Source organism: Pseudoalteromonas lipolytica (assembly GCF_900116435.1).
Taxonomy (GTDB): domain Bacteria; phylum Pseudomonadota; class Gammaproteobacteria; order Enterobacterales; family Alteromonadaceae; genus Pseudoalteromonas; species Pseudoalteromonas lipolytica.
Map to the genome: position 1 here is coordinate 266720 of NZ_FPAZ01000001.1, position 17951 is coordinate 284670.

A 17951-nucleotide genomic window follows, 5' to 3' on the forward strand; every position below is an offset into this window, starting at 1 on the left:
TTTACTGTTCATTAACGGCGCTTAGTTTGTTTAACACGGTGATTATGCTTTTTAACCGCTTTACGAATTTGATTAATCTTAGCGCGCTTCTCTTTACGCTTATCTGGGATTGCAGATAGCTTAGTTTGTGTCTCACGGCCTAGCTGTACGGTTTTACGCAAATAATTCACTGTATCTAGGTCAAGCTCTGCCCATCCACCTTGCGGTAAACGTTTATCAAGTTCTAACTTACCATAGCGAATACGGATCAAACGAGACACTTCAACATCTTGTGACTGCCACAAACGACGCACTTCGCGGTTACGGCCTTCAGTTAATGTCACATTAAACCAACGGTTAATGCCTTCTCCACCCATCGGCTTTATATTTAAAAATTTCGCAGGGCCATCTTCAAGCTCAACCCCTTTAGTCAAATTTCGTAACGTTTCGTTAGTAACTTCACCAAATACACGCGCCGAGTACTCACGCTCTACTTCATAACTTGGGTGCATCAAGCGGTTAGCCAGTTCACCGTCATTAGTAAATAACATTAAGCCAGCCGTATTAATATCTAGGCGCCCGACCGCAATCCAGCGATCACCATCAACACGAGGGAGACGATCGAATACTGTGCGTCGGCCTTCTGGGTCTTTACGTGTACATAACTCACCTTCTGGCTTGTTATACATTAATACACGACAAATACGCTCTGCCTTATCTTCAATTTTTACTACATGACCGTCGACACGAATTACATCAGTTGGTTCAACACGATCACCTAAACGGGCAACCTTACCATTTACACTCACGCGATTTGCATCAATGTATTTTTCCATTTCGCGGCGCGAACCCACACCCGCTCTCGCCAACACTTTTTGTAACTTTTCAGTTTCTACTGTACTCATTCAGATAGTTCTCTCACAGAAGGATCACTCAATAGCTGGTTGATTTTACTTTCCTGAGTGTCAGGCAAAGGCGGTAACTCATCTAAACCAGCTAATGAAAAATAGTCTAAGAAAGTGGCCGTCGTTGCATAAAGCGTCGGGCGCCCTGGCACTTCTTTGTGCCCAACAACTCTTATCCACTCTCTTTCTAATAACGTTTTAATAATTCCTGAGCCCACCGTTACACCTCGTACTTGTTCAATTTCGCCACGGGTGATTGGTTGTCGATAGGCAATCAGAGATAATGTTTCTAACAGTGCTCTTGAATATTTAGGCGCACGTTCTTGCCATAAATTCGCAAGCCAAGGCGCAAGGCTTGCACAGGCCTGAAAGCGATACCCACTGCCAACAGCAACAAGATTTATGCCGCGAGTTTGATAATGCGTTTGAATCTGTTCAATTGCATTATTAATTCTGGGCATTGATACGCTTAACTCAGCTAAAACCGTTTCTTTTAAATGACGTTTAGACAGCGGTTTTCCAGCAACAAAAATCGCGGCTTCTATGATTTCGACAAGCTGTTCATCACTGATACGTTTTGTAGCCATTGCACCTAAAGGTCATTTTATTTCACTAACGCTCTATTATGACAGAAGTCACTGAAGGTTGGAAAATTTATTACTAAAAACCAGCGTAATTTACGCCATGCTTTTGCAGCGTGGATAAAACAGAGACCTTTTTGACAGTTTTAGCCATTAAAAAAGCGCTACAAAGAGCGCTTTTATCATTCAGAGTAAGTTATTGCGTCATTCAGCAACACTCACCCATTTTATAAACAGTTATTTTTCATTAAATTGCTGCGTTTTGGTAGCGTTTTACAAAGTCTGTCACCGCTTCGCCATTACATTTTAATGAATTTAAGTTACCTATTTTCTCACGTACAGGAGTTAAGCCTTGCTTAAGTGCTGTAATACACAGCTGAGTTTCTTTTTGCTGGTTTTTTGCAAAAACTTCAACCTGCGCTTTTTTTGGAACATGCTGTGAAGGTGCTTTTTTAGCGAGCTCACGAATGTCAGTTCCATTGCATAAAATACTTGGTGAAAAACGTGACATTGCGATGCCATGTTTTGCTGCTTCTTTACGAGCAGCGGTAAACCCTTCATTTGCACTTAAACTACATAACTTAGATTCGATACTGTTGTCTGCAGAAAAGTAGCTCGGGTTGCTTGCTAATGTGCCAAATGAGATAGACGCAATTGAAAGCATCACTAATTGTTTTTTCATGGTTTACCTTTAAGTAGTACATAATTTGAACGGGTGTGTTCGCGCATTATATAAACAAAAATAAGCAGATCAACTGAATTATTTATTTAATTTAATAATTAATAACGAGTTAACAATACCTTTAAGAAGTTAATCAATTGTGCAACATTTATTCATAGTGTTTTTCAAAATTTGCTCATGAATAGCCGTTAGTTTGATGGTAGAATTAACCTACTCGTTCTAAACAAAAATAACTTATAGGTGCACGATGAAGGTAATTTCATTCAACATTAACGGGCTGCGTGCTCGTCTACATCAATTGCAAGCCGTTATCGATAAACATCAGCCTGATATCATTGGCTTACAAGAAATTAAAGTTCACGATGAAGCCTTCCCTCTCGAAGACGTGCAAAAAATGGGTTATCACGTTTATTTTCATGGTCAAAAAGCGCATTACGGTGTAGCTATGCTGTGTAAGCAAGAGCCAAAGTCTATTGTTAAAGGTTTTGCGACTGATACAGACGAATCACAGCGCCGTATGATCAGCGTAACTGTGGCGCAAGAAAATGGCCGTGACTTAACGGTAATGAATGGTTACTTTCCGCAAGGAGACAACATTGCTCATGAAACAAAATTTCCTTATAAACGTCAGTTCTATAAAGATTTAATGACGCATTTAAATGATAACCACACGCCAGATCAAGATGTAATCGTGATGGGAGATATTAATATTTCACCGACTGACCTCGATATTGGTATCGGTGAGCCAAATCGTATACGTTGGTTAAAAACGGGTAAATGCTCATTTCAACCTGAAGAGCGTGAATGGCTAGCCACATTATTAAATTGGGGTTTTAAAGACACGTTCCGCGAGCTATATCCTGAAAAAACAGAGCAGTATTCGTGGTTTGATTACCGCTCGAAAGGGTTTGATGACAACCGAGGACTGCGTATCGACGTTATTTTAGCAACTCCAACTCTTGCTGAGCGTTGTGTCGAATCTGGTATCGATTACGAATTACGTGGAATCGAAAAGCCATCAGATCACGCCCCTATCTGGTCTTCTTTTGACGCATGATAGAGCAATTGCAATGGCAGCTCCCTTTGTGGAGCTGTGTGGCTTTCATACTTTGGCTTAGCTTTGATAAAAATAACTTTGCACAGCTATTGGCAACGCCAATCAGACAAGTAGGTGTGCTTGCCTGTGCACTTGTGCTTGCTGTGCTGTGGCGTATAAAAGCCGGTATTTTACCTGGCCTCGAATTGCATATACTAGGGGTCAGTGCAGTTACCCTTATTTTAGGCTGGCGGTTGGCAATTTTTGCAAGTGTGCTCGCAAGTGCCTTGTTGATTTTAGTGGCTCAGTTGCCCATAAGCCTTCTGCCGATTCACTTACTTTTCACTGCCTTTATACCCATTTCGCTCAGCTACCTGTGTTTTGTGCTTTGCTATACCTACTTACCAAAACACTTTTTTATCTATATCTTTTTCTGTGCCTTTTTAACTGCTGCACTCATCGCCTGTATTAAAATACTCACCAGTGGCATGCTCTATTACGTTATGGGTGAATATAGCTTGATTGAAATTTCGCAAAACTACCTAATTTTATGTGCCATAATTTGGTTTCCTGAAGCGATGCTCAATGGCATGGCTATTACCTTATTGATCACCTATCGCCCACATTGGGTTAAAACCTTTTATGATAAGGACTACTTAGACTCATGAGTCTTCACTACCACTGCCCGCTTTGCAAACACGCACTGACTTTAACTGATAAAACATATCGCTGCGTGAATAATCACAGCTTTGATATTGCCAAAGAAGGCTACGTAAATTTATTACCCGTACAAAATAAAAAGTCGAAGCAACCGGGTGATAACCTCGACATGGTACAAGCGCGCCGCGCCTTTTTATCTGCTGGCCATTATGGCTTTTTACAGCACGCTATTGCACGCTTAGTCTCTAAATTAAAACCTGTGTCAGTAATAGATCTTGGCTGTGGCGAAGGGTTTTACACCCACGCGATAGCGAACTCATCGAATGCAACAGTGTATGGGGTCGATATTTCGAAACCGGCAGTGAAATATGCCGCAAAACGCTATGAAAATGCCCATTTTAGTGTCGCATCAATTAGCCAATCGCCCTTTGCAGATAGTGAAGCTGATGTACTGGTAAGTGTCTTTGCCCCGCTTTTTGCAGACGAACTCGCGCGCCTAGCAAAACCCCAAAGCACATTGATTGTGGCAAGCCCCGGCCCATGGCACCTTAAAGAGTTAAAGTCGTTTATTTACGCAGATGTTAAACCACATACCCAGATAGAAGCGCCCAATGGTTTTAGCACAAAATCGACAGAGCTACTTGAGCAACAAACCGTATTAAGTGTTGAAGACATTAAGCATTTGATAATGATGACGCCATTTGCGTGGAAATTTCGCCCTGAACATTGGCAAGAAATAGAACAAAAAGGCCCACAAACAGTGACATTATCATTTTATGTGAGCCAGTTTATTCGTGACTAAAAGTGTTCTTTTGTGAAGGCTTTGTCCATTTTTTCGAACATATCTTTTAGCAGTTGAGCCAAATCAGAATAGCGTGGTTTTTCAGTCGTTAATTGCGACTGGTAACCATGCGCTTTCATTTTACTATGAAGCTCTGTGTACCAGTTAAACATTGCAGGCTCTAACCGAGTTTCTGCGCGCTTACCTAACCACAACAAACCTTGCAATGGTAATGACAGAAAAAATAATGCAATTGTAATTGCTTGTGGGAAAAATTCACTGCCTAAGTAGTTTACTTGCATAAACACAGTCAGCATCGCCAGTATAGGCATTACTGTAATGGCAAGCTCAGTGGCTTTTATCACTTTAAATTCAGCAAACAAGGGAGCAAGCTCTTGTCGCATAGGCCACTTTTTGGCGTATTGGCGACCTGTTTGCACTTGTGACATGACACTTTTTTGCATCATCACTCCTAGGTTTTCATACTGTTTCACATGTGAGTGTAACACACTCCCGGACACAATCCCTGCAAAACCTGTCCTAGTTTTTTGTTAATCAGGCTAACGTTTAACAACTAAATGAGATAAAATATTATCGGCACAAGTCAACAAGACTTTAGTATAATTACGACCTAACTCTGTTAAGTGTAGCAACAAAATATGTTTTTACTATACTGGCACAGAACACTAATTATCAAGCCGTACTCACTCTGATATTGTATTTTTAGGACTCAGCTATGCCTTTGCAACCTTGCTCACCACGCCATGTTTTAGTATTAAACTGTGGTAGTTCAAGTCTAAAGTTCGCCATTTTAGACGCCACCACCTCCGACGAAATAATTTCTGGTCTTGCTGAACGATTAGGCTCAGAAACACCTTCAATTAAGTACAAATACAAGGGCAACAAGCAAGTTATTGAACTAGCAAATGGTCAAGCACATGACGCGGCAATCGCTGAGTTAGTTAATCTGGTGAATAGTTTAGGTTTAGCAGACAACCTAATAGCTGTCGGGCATCGTGTTGTTCACGGTGGAGAACATTTCACCGAGTCAGTGCTTATCGACAACGATGTATTATCTGCGATTGAAAAAACGGCAGCCTTAGCCCCCTTGCATAACCCTGCAAATTTACTTGGTATTCGCACTGCGCAGCAGGCATTTTCAACGCTGCCACAAATTGCAGTATTTGATACCGCTTTCCATCAAACAATGCCAAATATTGCTTACTTGTATGCCCTACCTTACTCGTTATACAAGGAGCATGGCGTGAGACGATACGGCTTTCATGGTACCAGCCATTTCTATGTAGCGGGTGAAGCGGCAAAATTACTTGGCAAAGAACGCGAACAAACCAATGTGATCAGTGCTCATTTGGGTAATGGCTGTTCTGTGTGCGCCATTAAAGATGGCAACAGTGTTGATACCAGTATGGGCCTAACCCCTCTTGAAGGCCTTGTGATGGGCACGCGAAGCGGTAGCATTGACCCGGGTTTATTTACGTTCTTAACCCAGCAACTTAACTATTCTGTACAAGAAATTGATGATCTACTAAACAAACAAAGTGGTCTATTAGGTATCAGTGAGTTATCTAACGATTGTCGCACAATTGAAGAAGCGGCTGTTGCTGGTCATCAGCAGGCTAATCTTGCGCTTGATATTTTCTGCTACCGATTAGCAAAACAAATAGCCGCATTTATGGTGCCTTTGCAGCGCCTAGACGCGCTGATTTTTACCGGGGGTATTGGTGAAAACTCAGACATCATTCGCAAAAAAGTGATCACACAATTAGGCTTTTTAGGCCTTATTTGTGATGATCAAGCAAATTTAGCCGCACGCTTTGGTCACGCAGGCTTAATCACACAAGGTGATGCCTTTACAAAAGCCTTTGTTATTCCAACCAATGAAGAATGGGTAATAGCAAACGACGCAGCACGCATTGCGAAGGAGTGTTAATTATGGCTCGCAGAATAATGTTGATCCCTATTTCAACAGGGGTTGGTTTAACATCCGTTTCGGTTGGTTTAGTACGCGCACTTGAACAAAAAGCGTTAAAAGTAAACTTTTTTAAACCTATTGCACAGCCTCGTTCGGGTGATACAGGCCCCGAGAAGTCAACACAAATTGTGACTCATGGCTCCCCCATCACTCCACCTAAGCCTTTTGATTTAGCCTATGCTGAGCAAATGATTGGGGATGGTAAGGGAGATGATCTACTTGAAGAAATTGTTGAACGCTTTGAAAACACCATAAAAGAAGACGAAATTGCCATCATCGAAGGCATGGTGCCAACGCGACGCCAGCCTTATGCTGGGCGAGTAAACCGTGAGATAGCGCAAACTCTTGGGGCTGATATTGTCTTTGTGCTAACCCCAAGCAACGACAGTAATGACCAAATTGAAGACCGCTTAGAAATTGCTTCTGGTAACTACGGCGGCGTCAATCACCCTCGCGTATTAGGCTGTATTTTTAATAAAGTGAATGCCCCACTTGATGAAGAAGGCCGCGCACGTGCTGACCTTGTTGAAGCGCATGAACCTGAGCAACTTGAAAACGAATTAAACCGTTTAGCTTCATTGCCGATCTTTAGAAAACACCCATTTAAATTACTTGGTTCAATTCCGTGGGATTTTGATCTTGTTGCACCTCGCGTTAAAGATTTATGTGAATACTTAAAAGCAGAAGTCATTAATGAAGGTGATATGGCACACCGACGTTTACGTCACGTTACTTTTTGTGCTCGCACGGTCTCGAATATTTTAAACCATTTTACCCCAGGCGTCCTTTTGGTTACGCCCGGTGACCGCTCCGACGTACTCGTTGCTGCGTGCTTATCAGCAATGAATGGTACAAAAATTGGCGCTATATTACTCACCGGTGGTTTTAAACCTGAAGACCGTATTATGCAGTTATGTGAGCAAGCAATGGACACTGGTTTGCCTATTATTGCCACAAAAGAAGACACTTGGCGCACTTCATTGCTGCTGCACAACTTTAATATGGAAGTGCCGTGTGATGATGACCAACGTATCGATAAAGTGAAGCACCATAACGCTAGCCACATCGACTCTGACTGGCTAGACAGTCTTGCGAAAAGCGTCGGTCGCACCCGAAAAATGTCACCGCCAGCGTTCCGTTTCTTATTAACAGACAAAGCACGCCAAGCGAACAAAACGGTTGTGTTACCCGAAGGTAATGAGCCACGTACAATTAAAGCTGCCGCAATTTGTGGCCAACGCGGGATTGCCAAAACCATTCTCCTTGGTGATAAAGAAGAGATTTTACGTATTGCACAACAGCAAGGTGTTGAGCTTAACGACCATGTAACCATTGTTGAACCTAAAGATGTGATCAACGAGTATGTTGCACCTATGGTAGAAATTCGTAAAAGCAAGGGCCTAACAGAAGTCGTTGCACAAGAACAACTGCTTGATAACGTTGTACTTGGTACGATGATGCTCGAACAAGGCAAAGTTGATGGATTAGTATCAGGGGCCGTTAATACCACTGCTAATACGATTCGCCCGCCATTACAACTTATTAAAACAGCACCAGGCTCGTCATTAGTATCATCCGTGTTTTTCATGTTGTTACCTGATCAAGTGCTAGTCTATGGTGACTGTGCTATTAACCCTGACCCAACGGCTGAACAACTCGCCGATATTGCGATTCAATCAGCTGACTCTGCCGCTGCATTTGGCATTGAACCCCGTGTTGCGATGATCAGTTACAGTACTGGCACATCAGGTTCAGGAGCTGATGTTGAAAAAGTGCGTGAAGCCACCAAGTTAGCGCAGCAAAAACGCCCTGATCTCATCATTGACGGTCCTCTTCAATACGATGCCGCAATTATGGAAAATGTCGCAATTAAGAAAGCGCCTGACAGCCCTGTTGCGGGTAAAGCAACTGTCTTTGTGTTCCCAGATCTTAATACCGGTAATACAACCTACAAAGCCGTACAACGAAGTGCAGAACTCATCAGTATTGGGCCTATGTTGCAAGGTATGCGTAAACCTGTGAATGACTTAAGTCGCGGTGCATTAGTTGACGATATTGTCTACACAATTGCCCTTACGGCGATTCAAGCAAAACAGGCAGAAAGCTTACTAAAATAACCCCTCAAAAATTAGGCTAGTTTATAATTCACTTATAAATTAGCCTGTTACCTTCTTTATACTGAGCTATTCCCATATTTATCCACAGATTCTGTGGACAACCTTCCAGCCCCTCTTTGACTAAAAACACGGCAACTAAATTTATTGCGCTTTAACTTACTCGTATTTATATATACTATAAATTTAAAGGCGACCTAGATAGGATTACAGATGTCAAAACAAACGCTACAGCTTCATAGTACAGAACTTACGATTCATAGCCTTGATGTCAATGACACAATTGATCCTGCCTTACTTCAACAAGCCATTTTTTTATTGCTAAAACTGCTGACGAATTATCGATTGTTTGTCCGAGTAGTTTTGAACTTCAAAGCCTTGATCAAGAGACTGATTGGCTAGCACTTGAAGTGATTGGTCCATTGGGCTTTTCACTAACGGGGATAATGGCAAATATTTCTGGGGTATTAGCAAAAGCCTCTATTTCAATTTTTGCGTTATCAACGTATGACACTGATTATGTATTGGTAAAAAAACAAAGTATGCCAAAAGCCATAACTGCGCTAAAAAAAGACGGCTACCATGTACTCGGTGAGCAAAAGTAACCCTATGAGTAACGACGTAAAATACTTGCCAGAGCGTACGCTAAGAAAAAGCCAAATAATGGCCATTAAAAGCCCTTTTAGCGGTCGGGTAAAACCAATAACAGAACACCCTGAGCCCTTTTTTCGGTTTTCGACATTGGGTCCGGGGATTTCTGTTGAGCTCACAAGCCATAACATTATTGCACCGTTCGATGGCACCTTATTACAAGTTAAAAATGCGGGTAAAGAATACCTATTACAAGCAAACAATGGCCTGAAAATTTTAATAAATTTATATTTTTCATCTGAAGATGATCACATTAATCACACCAACATTGCTAAATTAAACGGCAATAAAATTTCCCAAGGCGAACGCTTAGCGTATTTCGATTTACGTGAATTAACGCGCCCAATGATAGGCACACTGTGTGTGTTGAATGCAGCAAACCTTGGACCGCTTTATTTTTCGTTATCTCAGGTCACCGCTGGGGTAGATACATTACTAACAGTAACTTAAAAGTAGAATTTATGACGATCATGTATGGTATCAGCAATTGCGATACAATTAAAAAAGCCAAGAAGTATTTATCTGATAAAAATTATGACTTTACTTTTCATGACTATCGAAAAGACGGCATTAGTATCGACCTTATCACCGAATTTGCACAACATATAGACTGGCAAGAACTCGTCAATAAGCGTGGCACAACCTACCGTCAACTCACTGATGAGCAAAAACAAAATTTAGATAAAGAAAGCGCTTTAGCACTCCTTGTCGCGCAGCCAGCAATGATAAAACGTCCAGTACTGATTCATAACGGTCAGTATCATTTAGGATTTAAAGCTGCTCAATACGACGAGATTTTTGCCTAATGACTGATCCCGTTATTGAATTAGCCCAAGCACTCATCCAACGAGAATCGGTCACCCCTGACGATGCAGGCTGCCAAGCGCTTATGAACGAACGCTTAGAAAAGCTAGGGTTTAATATTGAGTCGCTATTTTTTACCGACACGCTTAATACGTGGGCAAGAAAAGGGACTGAATCTCCCCACTTTTGTTTTGCCGGACATACCGATGTTGTCCCGACAGGCCCAGAAAAAAATTGGCAATTCCCACCTTTTTCAGCCCTTATTAAAGACGGTATGCTTCATGGGCGTGGTGCTGCAGATATGAAAGGCTCTTTAGCAGCAATGGTTATCGCAACTGAGCGCTTTGTTGCTAAACACCCTGACCATAAAGGCTCCATATCATTTTTAATCACCTCTGACGAGGAAGGCCCATTTATCAATGGTACAACCCGAGTGATTGATACACTCGAAGCTCGTGGTGAAAAGATTGATATGTGCTTGGTCGGCGAACCGTCTTCGCGTGATGTGCTCGCAGATGTTGTAAAAAATGGCCGCCGAGGCTCTCTCACAGGGTTTTTAACTGTCAAAGGAGTGCAAGGACACGTTGCCTACCCTCACCTTGCTGAAAACCCCATCCATTTAGCTGCCCCAGTTCTTGCAGAACTGAGCCAAACTCAATGGGATGAAGGCAATGCGTTTTTTCCAGCGACCAGTTTCCAAGTATCAAACATTAATGGTGGCACCGGTGCAGGCAATGTCATCCCTGGTGAGTTAGACATTCAATTTAATTTTAGATTTAGCACCGAAGTAACCTATGAAGAACTACAACAACGCGTTGTTAAAATTGTTGAAAAGCATGGCTTAAACTACGAATTAAGCTGGATTGTTAATGGCTTACCTTTTTTAACCGACCACGGTCCGCTCGTCGACGCAACGGTAAACGCCATTAAACACGTTACGGGTCGCGATACTGCACTTGAAACCACAGGCGGTACGTCTGATGGACGTTTTATCGCACAGACAGGTGCCAAAGTCATTGAACTTGGTCCTCGCAACGACACAATTCATAAAGTAAATGAATGCGTGAGCTGTGACGACCTCATTCAACTTGCAAAAATATACGAAACCATTCTCGAGCAATTGTTAACATGAGTCAGCCCGATTTACTGCAATGCGTTACAGGGTCAAGTAGCTCACATTTAGTTGAGCTGCAGAACCACCGTTTACATGCAGATATTGTTACCGACTTTTTAGCATTACAACAAGGCGCTAAAAGGGCTGGAATTGAGCTTAGAATTGCCTCAAGTTTTCGTGATTTTACGCGCCAAAGTGTAATTTGGAATGCTAAATTTAAAGGCCTTCGCCCTGTTTATACCCTTGAACAAGAAACCGTTGACCTATCGGCATTGAGCGATGCTGAAAAATGCCACGCAATTATGCTTTATTCAGCCTTACCCGGCGCGAGTCGACATCATTTTGGTACCGATTTAGATATTTACGACACTGCAGCCATCAGTGATAGTTATCAACTGCAATTAAGCCCCGAAGAGTATTCAACTTCTGGGCCATTTGCTAGATTAACAGCGTGGCTTGATGATAATCTCGAGAAATATGGCTTTTTTCGTCCATACCGAGAGTACATGGGTGGCGTTGCACCTGAACCATGGCATATCAGCCATATAGCGCAGTCAGCAAACATGATGCAGTACCTTTCTATCGACACATTACAACAGCGCATAACTGAGAGCGACTTATGTGGCAAAAAAGCCATTTTATCCGAGTTAAACAGTTTATATGAACGCTACGTATTAAATGTAAATAGCCCACAATAAGTTACGTTCTCACTGGCCTTTTTGCTAATAGAAACACCATAACAGCGCCAAGAATTAAGGCGCTGGCTATCACTAACCTCATGGTTAATAGCTCATTTAAAAATACCACACCAGCAAACGTTGCTAGTACAGGCACAATAAGTTGAACAACGCCTGCTTGACTGCTTTTGAGTTTAGGTAACACTAAGTACCAAATACTATACCCAACCCCTGATGCCAGTGAACCCGAGGCTATAGCAAGCCAAATGCCGGTAGGTGATACAGCGTGCCATTGCATCGTCACTAACAAAATGAGTATGGGTACGAGCATTAAGCTCCTAAGAAAGTTATACGCGGTTGCTTGAAGAGGCGCTTCGCATGTTTTTCCTCGAATACTGTATATTCCCCAAGCAACACCACTGACAGCCATTAACACCGCGGGTAATAAGGATGGAACCGTTGCAGAGGGTAACATTAGATACACAAAGCCGGCAAAAGCAACGATGAGTGCGCCCCACTGTAATTTACGCAATGGCTCTTTGTTGATAATACTGTGCCCTATCATCGTCAATTGCACTGCTGAGAATAATATCAGCGCCCCCGTTCCCGTGTTTAAATTAACGTAAGCAATTGAAAAGCACAGCGCATATACAAACAAACTCAATGCACTTAAGTTATTACCTCTGTCCACAACGGTCATCGATTTAACTGATTTAACCTGCCATTGCATTAACAAAAATAAGGTTAATGCACCACTGACTAAACGAATGGCAGTGAAGCTCAAAGGGTCAATATCACCACTTTGTAAAGCCATTCTGCACAATAAAGAATTGGCGGCAAAAGCGCACAAAGCCATCAAGGTATAGAACACAGTGGTTAGCAAAATACAGATATCCTTTTGATAATAAAATACAAGACCGTTCTAAACGTAAATCACTTACGATTTTTTACATAATTTATCATAGACGGTTAAGTCGCGTATGCTACTCTGATTACATTGTCTTATAGGAGTATTCAGTGCATCGACATTTATTTATTGGAGCTGTTTTACTGTTATCTGGTTGCAGTACCATAGGTATTACTGATCTATTCCAAGATTATGCAACACAGCTAAGGCCAGTGCGCCAAGCTGTCAGCCAAAATGATATCGACACAGCCAACCAACTATTACCTAGTAACAGTTCAATGCACAGTAACTATTTGTTAAATCAGCTGGAAACTGCGCGGTTAGCGTTTTTATCAGATCAGCACTCTGAGGCTAACAGCACATTTGAAGCTGTTTATATGAACATGGAAAAAAAGCGCCAAGCTGCAAAACTACAAATAAGCGCAGGTATTGAGCAAAGTAACGCATTATTAACCAATGACTCAGTCATTAGTTATGAACCACCCGCGTACGAAATGACTATGTTGCATAGCTATAAAGCGCTTAGTTATGTATTTGAAAACCAATTAGAATCGGCTTTAGTAGAAATAAGGCGTGCAAACAAAGTACAAGAAGATGCACTGAAAGATAATCAAGCTGAGCTCGATAAACGCACTGAAGAAGCCGCCGCTGGCTACCCCGACATGACCACGCTAATTGGTGATGTGAAGAACGGTTTTCAAAATGCTTTTACGTTTTATTTATCGGGTATGCTTTATGAGGCGAATAAACAATTTGATGATGCCTATATCGATTATAAAAAAGCCCTAGAGATAAACACCGATAATACATATTTACAACAAAATGTATTACGACTCGCTAAAAAACAAGGTTTTGATCAAGACTTTGAAACTTTTAGTCAGCGTTTTGGTAAGCTCAATGAGGTCAACGCCAATCAAGGTCAGGTTATTATTATTGCCGAGCAAGGCCTGATCCCTGCTAAGCAAGAATATAATTTACGGTTACCCATTTATACTTCGCGTGGCGATGCGCGTTTTTACAGTATCGCCATGCCCGTATACAGCGACGTGCCTTATGTGAGCTCACAAAAAAATATCACGGTCTCGGGTGAAAGTTTAACACTCACGCCGATAGTTCGGCTTGAGTCACTTGCAGCGAAAACATTGAAAGATCAAAGCGCGGGCAGAGTTTCACGACAAGTTTTGAGGCTAGTGGCAAAAGAAAAAATGCGTGCAGAACTTGCCAGAAGTGGTGGTGATGTCGGCAATATTTTAGCGAATATATATAACCTTGCCTCTGAGCAAGCAGATACTCGCAGTTGGTTAACTTTACCAAATCAGTTAAGTATCGCACAAACAGCAATGACCCCTGGTAATCACTCTCTGTGGGTGTCAGGGCACGGAAAAATTGACTTTGCGGTTAGTAAGCAGGGGTTAACCTTTGTCTACCTAACCTTTATTAATAACTACTTTGACTCACATGTAGTCCAACTCTAGGAGCAATAATGAAATATTTAGTGCCATTACTAACCCTATTACTCGTTGCGGCTTGCTCCTCTCGCCCAACCACCTCTGGTATCGGTGTCGAGCAAGCATCACAACAATATAATCAACAACTTATTGTTAATAACCCTGAACTTGGTAACAAGCTTGCGATTTCTGATGTAAAAACTCGCCAAACCAATGGCTTAACCGATGTGGTTGTGACATTAGCAAGTCAGTATAAAAAGTCTCAATATTTACAATATCAATTTACTTGGTATGACGCCGATGGGTTTGTCATAAAAGGCAATCACTCACCATGGCAAGCAATTACCTTGTTTGGTTTTGCAAAAACACAACTACCGGGCTTAGCCCCAACATCTGATGCAGTCACCTTTTCGCTTGCTGTTCGTGAAGTCTCAACAGAAGCACAAGAATTCGAAGATTAAGGAAGCCACAATGAAATTATATTCAGTGAAATCAGCCACCGCTATCGCAATTGCAACGTCGTTACTGTTATCTGGCTGTGCCAACAAAGCAGTTGTCAGTTATGGTGATGCTCAGGCTGTTGAAACAACCGATATCAACTTTGGTTCAACTGATTTGCAAAAGGTCGCAAGCCAAATGACAGATTCGTTATTGGCATCGCCTGTTGTGGGGACATTAACAGCAAATTCGCGTCCTATCGTGTTTGTTGAGCGGATAAAAAATAAAACCAGCGAGCATATTGATACAGAATCAATCACTGACTCAATTTCGACACAATTATTACGCAGCGGTAAATTCCGTTTTGTTGATATGACGCGTGTCGAAGCGGTGCGCGAACAGCTTAATTTCCAAAATGTCGACCCACTCGTCAATCCCAATACTGCAATCGCATTTGGTCAGCAAGTGGGAGCGCAATATATGTTATACGGTAACCTGTCGAGCATTGTAAAATCTAATGCAGATAAAGCCGATGTCTATTATAAATTCACAATGCGTTTAATGGATTTAAAAAGTGGCCTGATTGAGTGGGCTGATGAAACTGAAATCCGTAAAACACGCGAAAAATCTACTTTTGGCTGGTAGCCAGGAGGTTATATGAAGTACCTTATTAGTTTATTTAGCCTATGTTTACTGCTCAGTGCGCCGAGTTACGCAGATTATCAGCGTAATAAAGCGGTTCCCGTGCAGCAAGTTTTGTTTGGTTCAGTGCAGTCAGTTCGTAATATTACCGAGCAAGAACTGGTTAAAGACCAAACAAATGGCTGGAAAACCTTTGGCGGCGCACTATTAGGCGGTGTTGTAGGGAATCAATTTGGCGGCGGAAGTGGTCGAACTGTGGCAACTATTCTTGGTTCAATGATTGGCGGGTCGATTGCACACAACCGTCAGCAATCAAGCCGTTATATTGAATATCAACTTGTTGAGTTAATGATTCAAGTAGAAAGTGGCGAGCAATACATGGTCGTTCAAGACAAGGATAGTCGGATGATATTTAATCAAGGTGACAAAGTTCGTCTTGTTTATTTAAGTGATAACACCGTTCGCGTAGATAAGGCTTTTTAATAGTAATGCTAATTTGCTTAATTAAGTAATCTATTTTGAGGCAATAAAACCGCGTTGATAATAAGGCAAAAATGTCGTTATTTAGGTGTTTCCTGCATCCAAGCAGTCGTAAGTTAGAGATTTTTAACGCGGGTAGCGACAGGTTTAATCCCTCAAAATGATTAAGTATTATTGCGAACTGGTAAAAGTAACAGCGAGCAATCGTTACTCCATAAAAAGAAATGCCGCTCACCTAAAGTGAACGGCATTAGAGCCTTAGCTCGCTGTTATGAGCGCTGATTTTAGCTCTGTTTGTAATCTGCAAAGAATCGTTGCATCTTACCCATTGCTTCAGTTAAATCATCTTTGTTCGGTAAAAACACCAATCTAAAGTGGTCAGGCTCAGGCCAGTTGAATGCCCTGCCGTGCACGAGCAGTATTTTTTCGGCTTTCAGCAAATCTAAGATCATGCGTTCATCGTTTTTAATCTTAAACTTGTCGGTGTCAACTTTTGCAAAGGCATACAGTGCGCCTTTTGGTTTTTTACAACTAATGCCGTCTATCGCATTTAGTCCTTGCCATGCAATATCGCGTTGCACACACAAGCGCCCACCGGGGTTAATTAGATTATCGATTGACTGTACACCACCCAATGCTTGCTGAATCGCATATTGTGCAGGTACATTGGCACACAGGCGCATAGATGCCAACATATCTAAACCACGCACTAAGTCTTCCATTACACTTGTACGGCCACTTAATACCATCCAGCCCATACGCAAGCCCGCTGCTCGGTATGTTTTTGCAAGGCCGTTAAAGGTAATAATAGGCACATCATCACACAACGCCCCTATTGAGGTATGTGTGGCGCCGTCATATAAAATTTTCTCGTATATCTCATCACTTAATAACAGCAACTTATGCTCTCGCGCAATATTAATAAGCTCCATTAATAAGTCATCACTGTAGACAGCCCCCGTTGGATTGTTCGGGTTAATCAGTACCAGCGCTTTTGTCTTTGAGGTAATTTTACTTTTTATATCAGCAATATCTGGAAACCAATCTTGTTCTTCATCACATAAATAATGAACAGGGTTACCACCCGCTAATTTAACAGACGCGGTCCATAGTGGGTAATCGGGTGCTGGGATCAGTACTTCATCATCGTTATCAAGCAATGCTTGAGTCGTCATTTGAATAAGCTCGCTCACCCCATTACCGATATAAATATGGTCGACATCTAGGTTGAATAATCCACGTTGCTGATAGTGTTGATAAACAGCCACACGGGCAGAGTAAAGGCCTTTAGAGTCACAGTAGCCTTGGGCTGAATACAAGTTACGGATGATATCGCGGTGCATATCTTCAGGCATATCAAAACCAAAGGCCGCAGGGTTGCCAATATTAAGCTTGAGAACTTTTTGACCTTCATCTTCCATTTTTCGAGCTTGTGCAAGCACAGGCCCACGAATGTCATAACAGACACCGTTAAGTTTGTGACTCTTTTTTATTTGTGACATGGTTACCTCTACTATTAGACCCTAAGACTAACCTAGCAGAGGCTAACCACGCTAGTGGATTTTTGAGGTTATAACTGAAATAAATTCAAGTTATTAGCGACCAGCAAACCAGGCCTGTAGTTTTTCAACTGAACCTGCAACTTGCGCGTCAAGGTTTTGTGACTTTTCTATTGCTGTATCCACATGCCCCTCGTTTAACGCCTGTTCAATTTCGCGAGCAACATCAGATAAGCTCGATGCACCGAATTGCGCAGCATTTGACTTTAAGCTATGTGCATGACGCGCAGCAACTTCATTTTCTGAATCCAAATTCGCTAAAACTTCACCACTCAAGCGTTGAAACTCACTGCAGCAAAAGGTTAAGGTGTCGGCAAATTGATCACCCAAAAGCGATTCCATACCTTCAAGTGCACCTTCATCTATTGTGATCGTCGTCATGTTTATCCCTTGATCAAAAACGTCATCATTTAAATCGCAACTCTAGCTGTTCATTGTAAAAAAGCAACCCTATGACCAGAGCTCATGTATAATAGCCATACTTTAATTGTATGCTAGAA

Annotated in this window: 20 protein-coding genes and 1 pseudogene; 14 read left to right on the forward strand and 7 right to left on the reverse strand. The window is 41.9% G+C overall.

Annotated features, from left to right (window positions below; all coding sequences use genetic code 11):
• Positions 1–11: 11 nt before the first annotated feature.
• The 3 genes from rluB to BM378_RS01145 all read right to left on the reverse strand — a co-directional run bounded on the left by rluB (position 12) and on the right by BM378_RS01145 (position 2147).
• Complete coding sequence (gene rluB / locus BM378_RS01135) at positions 12–884, reverse strand: 23S rRNA pseudouridine(2605) synthase RluB (RefSeq protein ID WP_036968876.1); 873 nt, start codon at positions 882–884, stop codon at positions 12–14.
• Positions 881–1471, reverse strand: a complete 591-nt coding sequence (gene scpB / locus BM378_RS01140; protein ID WP_074988306.1) for an SMC-Scp complex subunit ScpB — start codon at positions 1469–1471, stop codon at positions 881–883. Before scpB ends, rluB begins: the two co-directional genes overlap by 4 nt.
• Before the next feature lie 241 nt (positions 1472–1712).
• On the reverse strand, positions 1713–2147 hold the full coding sequence (locus BM378_RS01145; protein WP_036968882.1) for a hypothetical protein: 435 nt from the start codon (positions 2145–2147) through the stop codon (positions 1713–1715).
• A gap of 247 nt (positions 2148–2394) precedes the next feature.
• On the opposite strand from BM378_RS01145, the gene xthA reads away from it, so the two are divergent.
• The 3 genes from xthA to BM378_RS01160 are packed head-to-tail and all read left to right on the forward strand — an operon-like array spanning position 2395 to position 4645.
• The gene (gene xthA, locus BM378_RS01150) at positions 2395–3204 is read left to right on the forward strand and encodes an exodeoxyribonuclease III (RefSeq protein ID WP_074988308.1); all 810 of its coding nucleotides are present in this window, start codon (positions 2395–2397) and stop codon (positions 3202–3204) included.
• Positions 3201–3851, forward strand: a complete 651-nt coding sequence (locus tag BM378_RS01155) for an energy-coupling factor ABC transporter permease (RefSeq protein ID WP_074988311.1) — start codon at positions 3201–3203, stop codon at positions 3849–3851. The genes xthA and BM378_RS01155 overlap by 4 nt, the downstream gene beginning before the upstream one ends.
• Positions 3848–4645: a putative RNA methyltransferase gene (locus BM378_RS01160; RefSeq protein WP_074988313.1), complete on the forward strand. Its 798-nt coding sequence runs from the start codon at positions 3848–3850 to the stop codon at positions 4643–4645. The genes BM378_RS01155 and BM378_RS01160 overlap by 4 nt, the downstream gene beginning before the upstream one ends.
• Here BM378_RS01160 and yfbV read toward each other — a convergent pair.
• Complete coding sequence (gene yfbV, locus BM378_RS01165; protein WP_036968894.1) at positions 4642–5088, reverse strand: terminus macrodomain insulation protein YfbV; 447 nt, start codon at positions 5086–5088, stop codon at positions 4642–4644. The genes BM378_RS01160 and yfbV overlap by 4 nt on opposite strands.
• A gap of 272 nt (positions 5089–5360) precedes the next feature.
• Between yfbV and BM378_RS01170 the strand changes: the two genes are divergently transcribed.
• The 7 genes and pseudogenes from BM378_RS01170 to BM378_RS01200 all read left to right on the forward strand — a co-directional run bounded on the left by BM378_RS01170 (position 5361) and on the right by BM378_RS01200 (position 11998).
• Complete coding sequence (locus BM378_RS01170; protein WP_074988315.1) at positions 5361–6575, forward strand: acetate kinase; 1215 nt, start codon at positions 5361–5363, stop codon at positions 6573–6575.
• A 2-nt stretch (positions 6576–6577) separates the two neighbouring features.
• Positions 6578–8734, forward strand: a complete 2157-nt coding sequence (pta, locus tag BM378_RS01175) for a phosphate acetyltransferase (protein WP_036968900.1) — start codon at positions 6578–6580, stop codon at positions 8732–8734.
• Positions 8735–8944: 210 nt separating this feature from the next.
• A pseudogene (locus tag BM378_RS01180) lies at positions 8945–9336 on the forward strand (ACT domain-containing protein).
• A gap of 4 nt (positions 9337–9340) precedes the next feature.
• Complete coding sequence (locus tag BM378_RS01185) at positions 9341–9832, forward strand: PTS glucose transporter subunit IIA (RefSeq protein WP_036969254.1); 492 nt, start codon at positions 9341–9343, stop codon at positions 9830–9832.
• 11 nt (positions 9833–9843) lie between these two features.
• Positions 9844–10188, forward strand: a complete 345-nt coding sequence (locus BM378_RS01190) for an ArsC family reductase (protein WP_036968906.1) — start codon at positions 9844–9846, stop codon at positions 10186–10188.
• Entirely contained in the window at positions 10188–11318 is a 1131-nt protein-coding gene (gene dapE, locus BM378_RS01195) for a succinyl-diaminopimelate desuccinylase (RefSeq protein ID WP_036968908.1), read from the forward strand. Before BM378_RS01190 ends, dapE begins: the two co-directional genes overlap by 1 nt.
• Positions 11315–11998, forward strand: a complete 684-nt coding sequence (locus BM378_RS01200) for a M15 family metallopeptidase (protein WP_036968909.1) — start codon at positions 11315–11317, stop codon at positions 11996–11998. Before dapE ends, BM378_RS01200 begins: the two co-directional genes overlap by 4 nt.
• Before the next feature lies 1 nt (position 11999).
• Here BM378_RS01200 and BM378_RS01205 read toward each other — a convergent pair whose 3' ends face one another.
• A complete protein-coding gene (locus BM378_RS01205) occupies positions 12000–12860 on the reverse strand; it encodes a DMT family transporter (protein WP_283246056.1) in 861 nt (286 codons plus the stop codon).
• A gap of 134 nt (positions 12861–12994) precedes the next feature.
• Here BM378_RS01205 and BM378_RS01210 point away from each other — a divergent pair, with 134 nt between their 5' ends.
• From BM378_RS01210 to BM378_RS01225, 4 genes are read left to right on the forward strand one after another with little or no spacing between them, the layout of a single operon-like run.
• Positions 12995–14359, forward strand: coding sequence for a COG3014 family protein (locus BM378_RS01210; RefSeq protein WP_036968911.1), 1365 nt, complete (start codon positions 12995–12997; stop codon positions 14357–14359).
• Between the two features lie 8 nt (positions 14360–14367).
• Entirely contained in the window at positions 14368–14793 is a 426-nt protein-coding gene (locus BM378_RS01215; protein WP_036968913.1) for a YcfL family putative periplasmic lipoprotein, read from the forward strand.
• A gap of 10 nt (positions 14794–14803) precedes the next feature.
• A complete protein-coding gene (gene lpoB, locus BM378_RS01220) occupies positions 14804–15415 on the forward strand; it encodes a penicillin-binding protein activator LpoB (RefSeq protein ID WP_036968915.1) in 612 nt (203 codons plus the stop codon).
• A gap of 12 nt (positions 15416–15427) precedes the next feature.
• Positions 15428–15895, forward strand: coding sequence for an outer membrane lipoprotein (locus tag BM378_RS01225; protein WP_036968917.1), 468 nt, complete (start codon positions 15428–15430; stop codon positions 15893–15895).
• 281 nt (positions 15896–16176) lie between these two features.
• Here BM378_RS01225 and BM378_RS01230 read toward each other — a convergent pair whose 3' ends face one another.
• Positions 16177–17394: a pyridoxal phosphate-dependent aminotransferase gene (locus tag BM378_RS01230; RefSeq protein WP_036968919.1), complete on the reverse strand. Its 1218-nt coding sequence runs from the start codon at positions 17392–17394 to the stop codon at positions 16177–16179.
• 93 nt (positions 17395–17487) lie between these two features.
• Positions 17488–17832 (reverse strand): Hpt domain-containing protein, encoded by a 345-nt coding sequence (locus BM378_RS01235; protein WP_065979823.1) that lies wholly within the window; start codon positions 17830–17832, stop codon positions 17488–17490.
• Between the last annotated feature and the right edge of the window lie 119 nt (positions 17833–17951).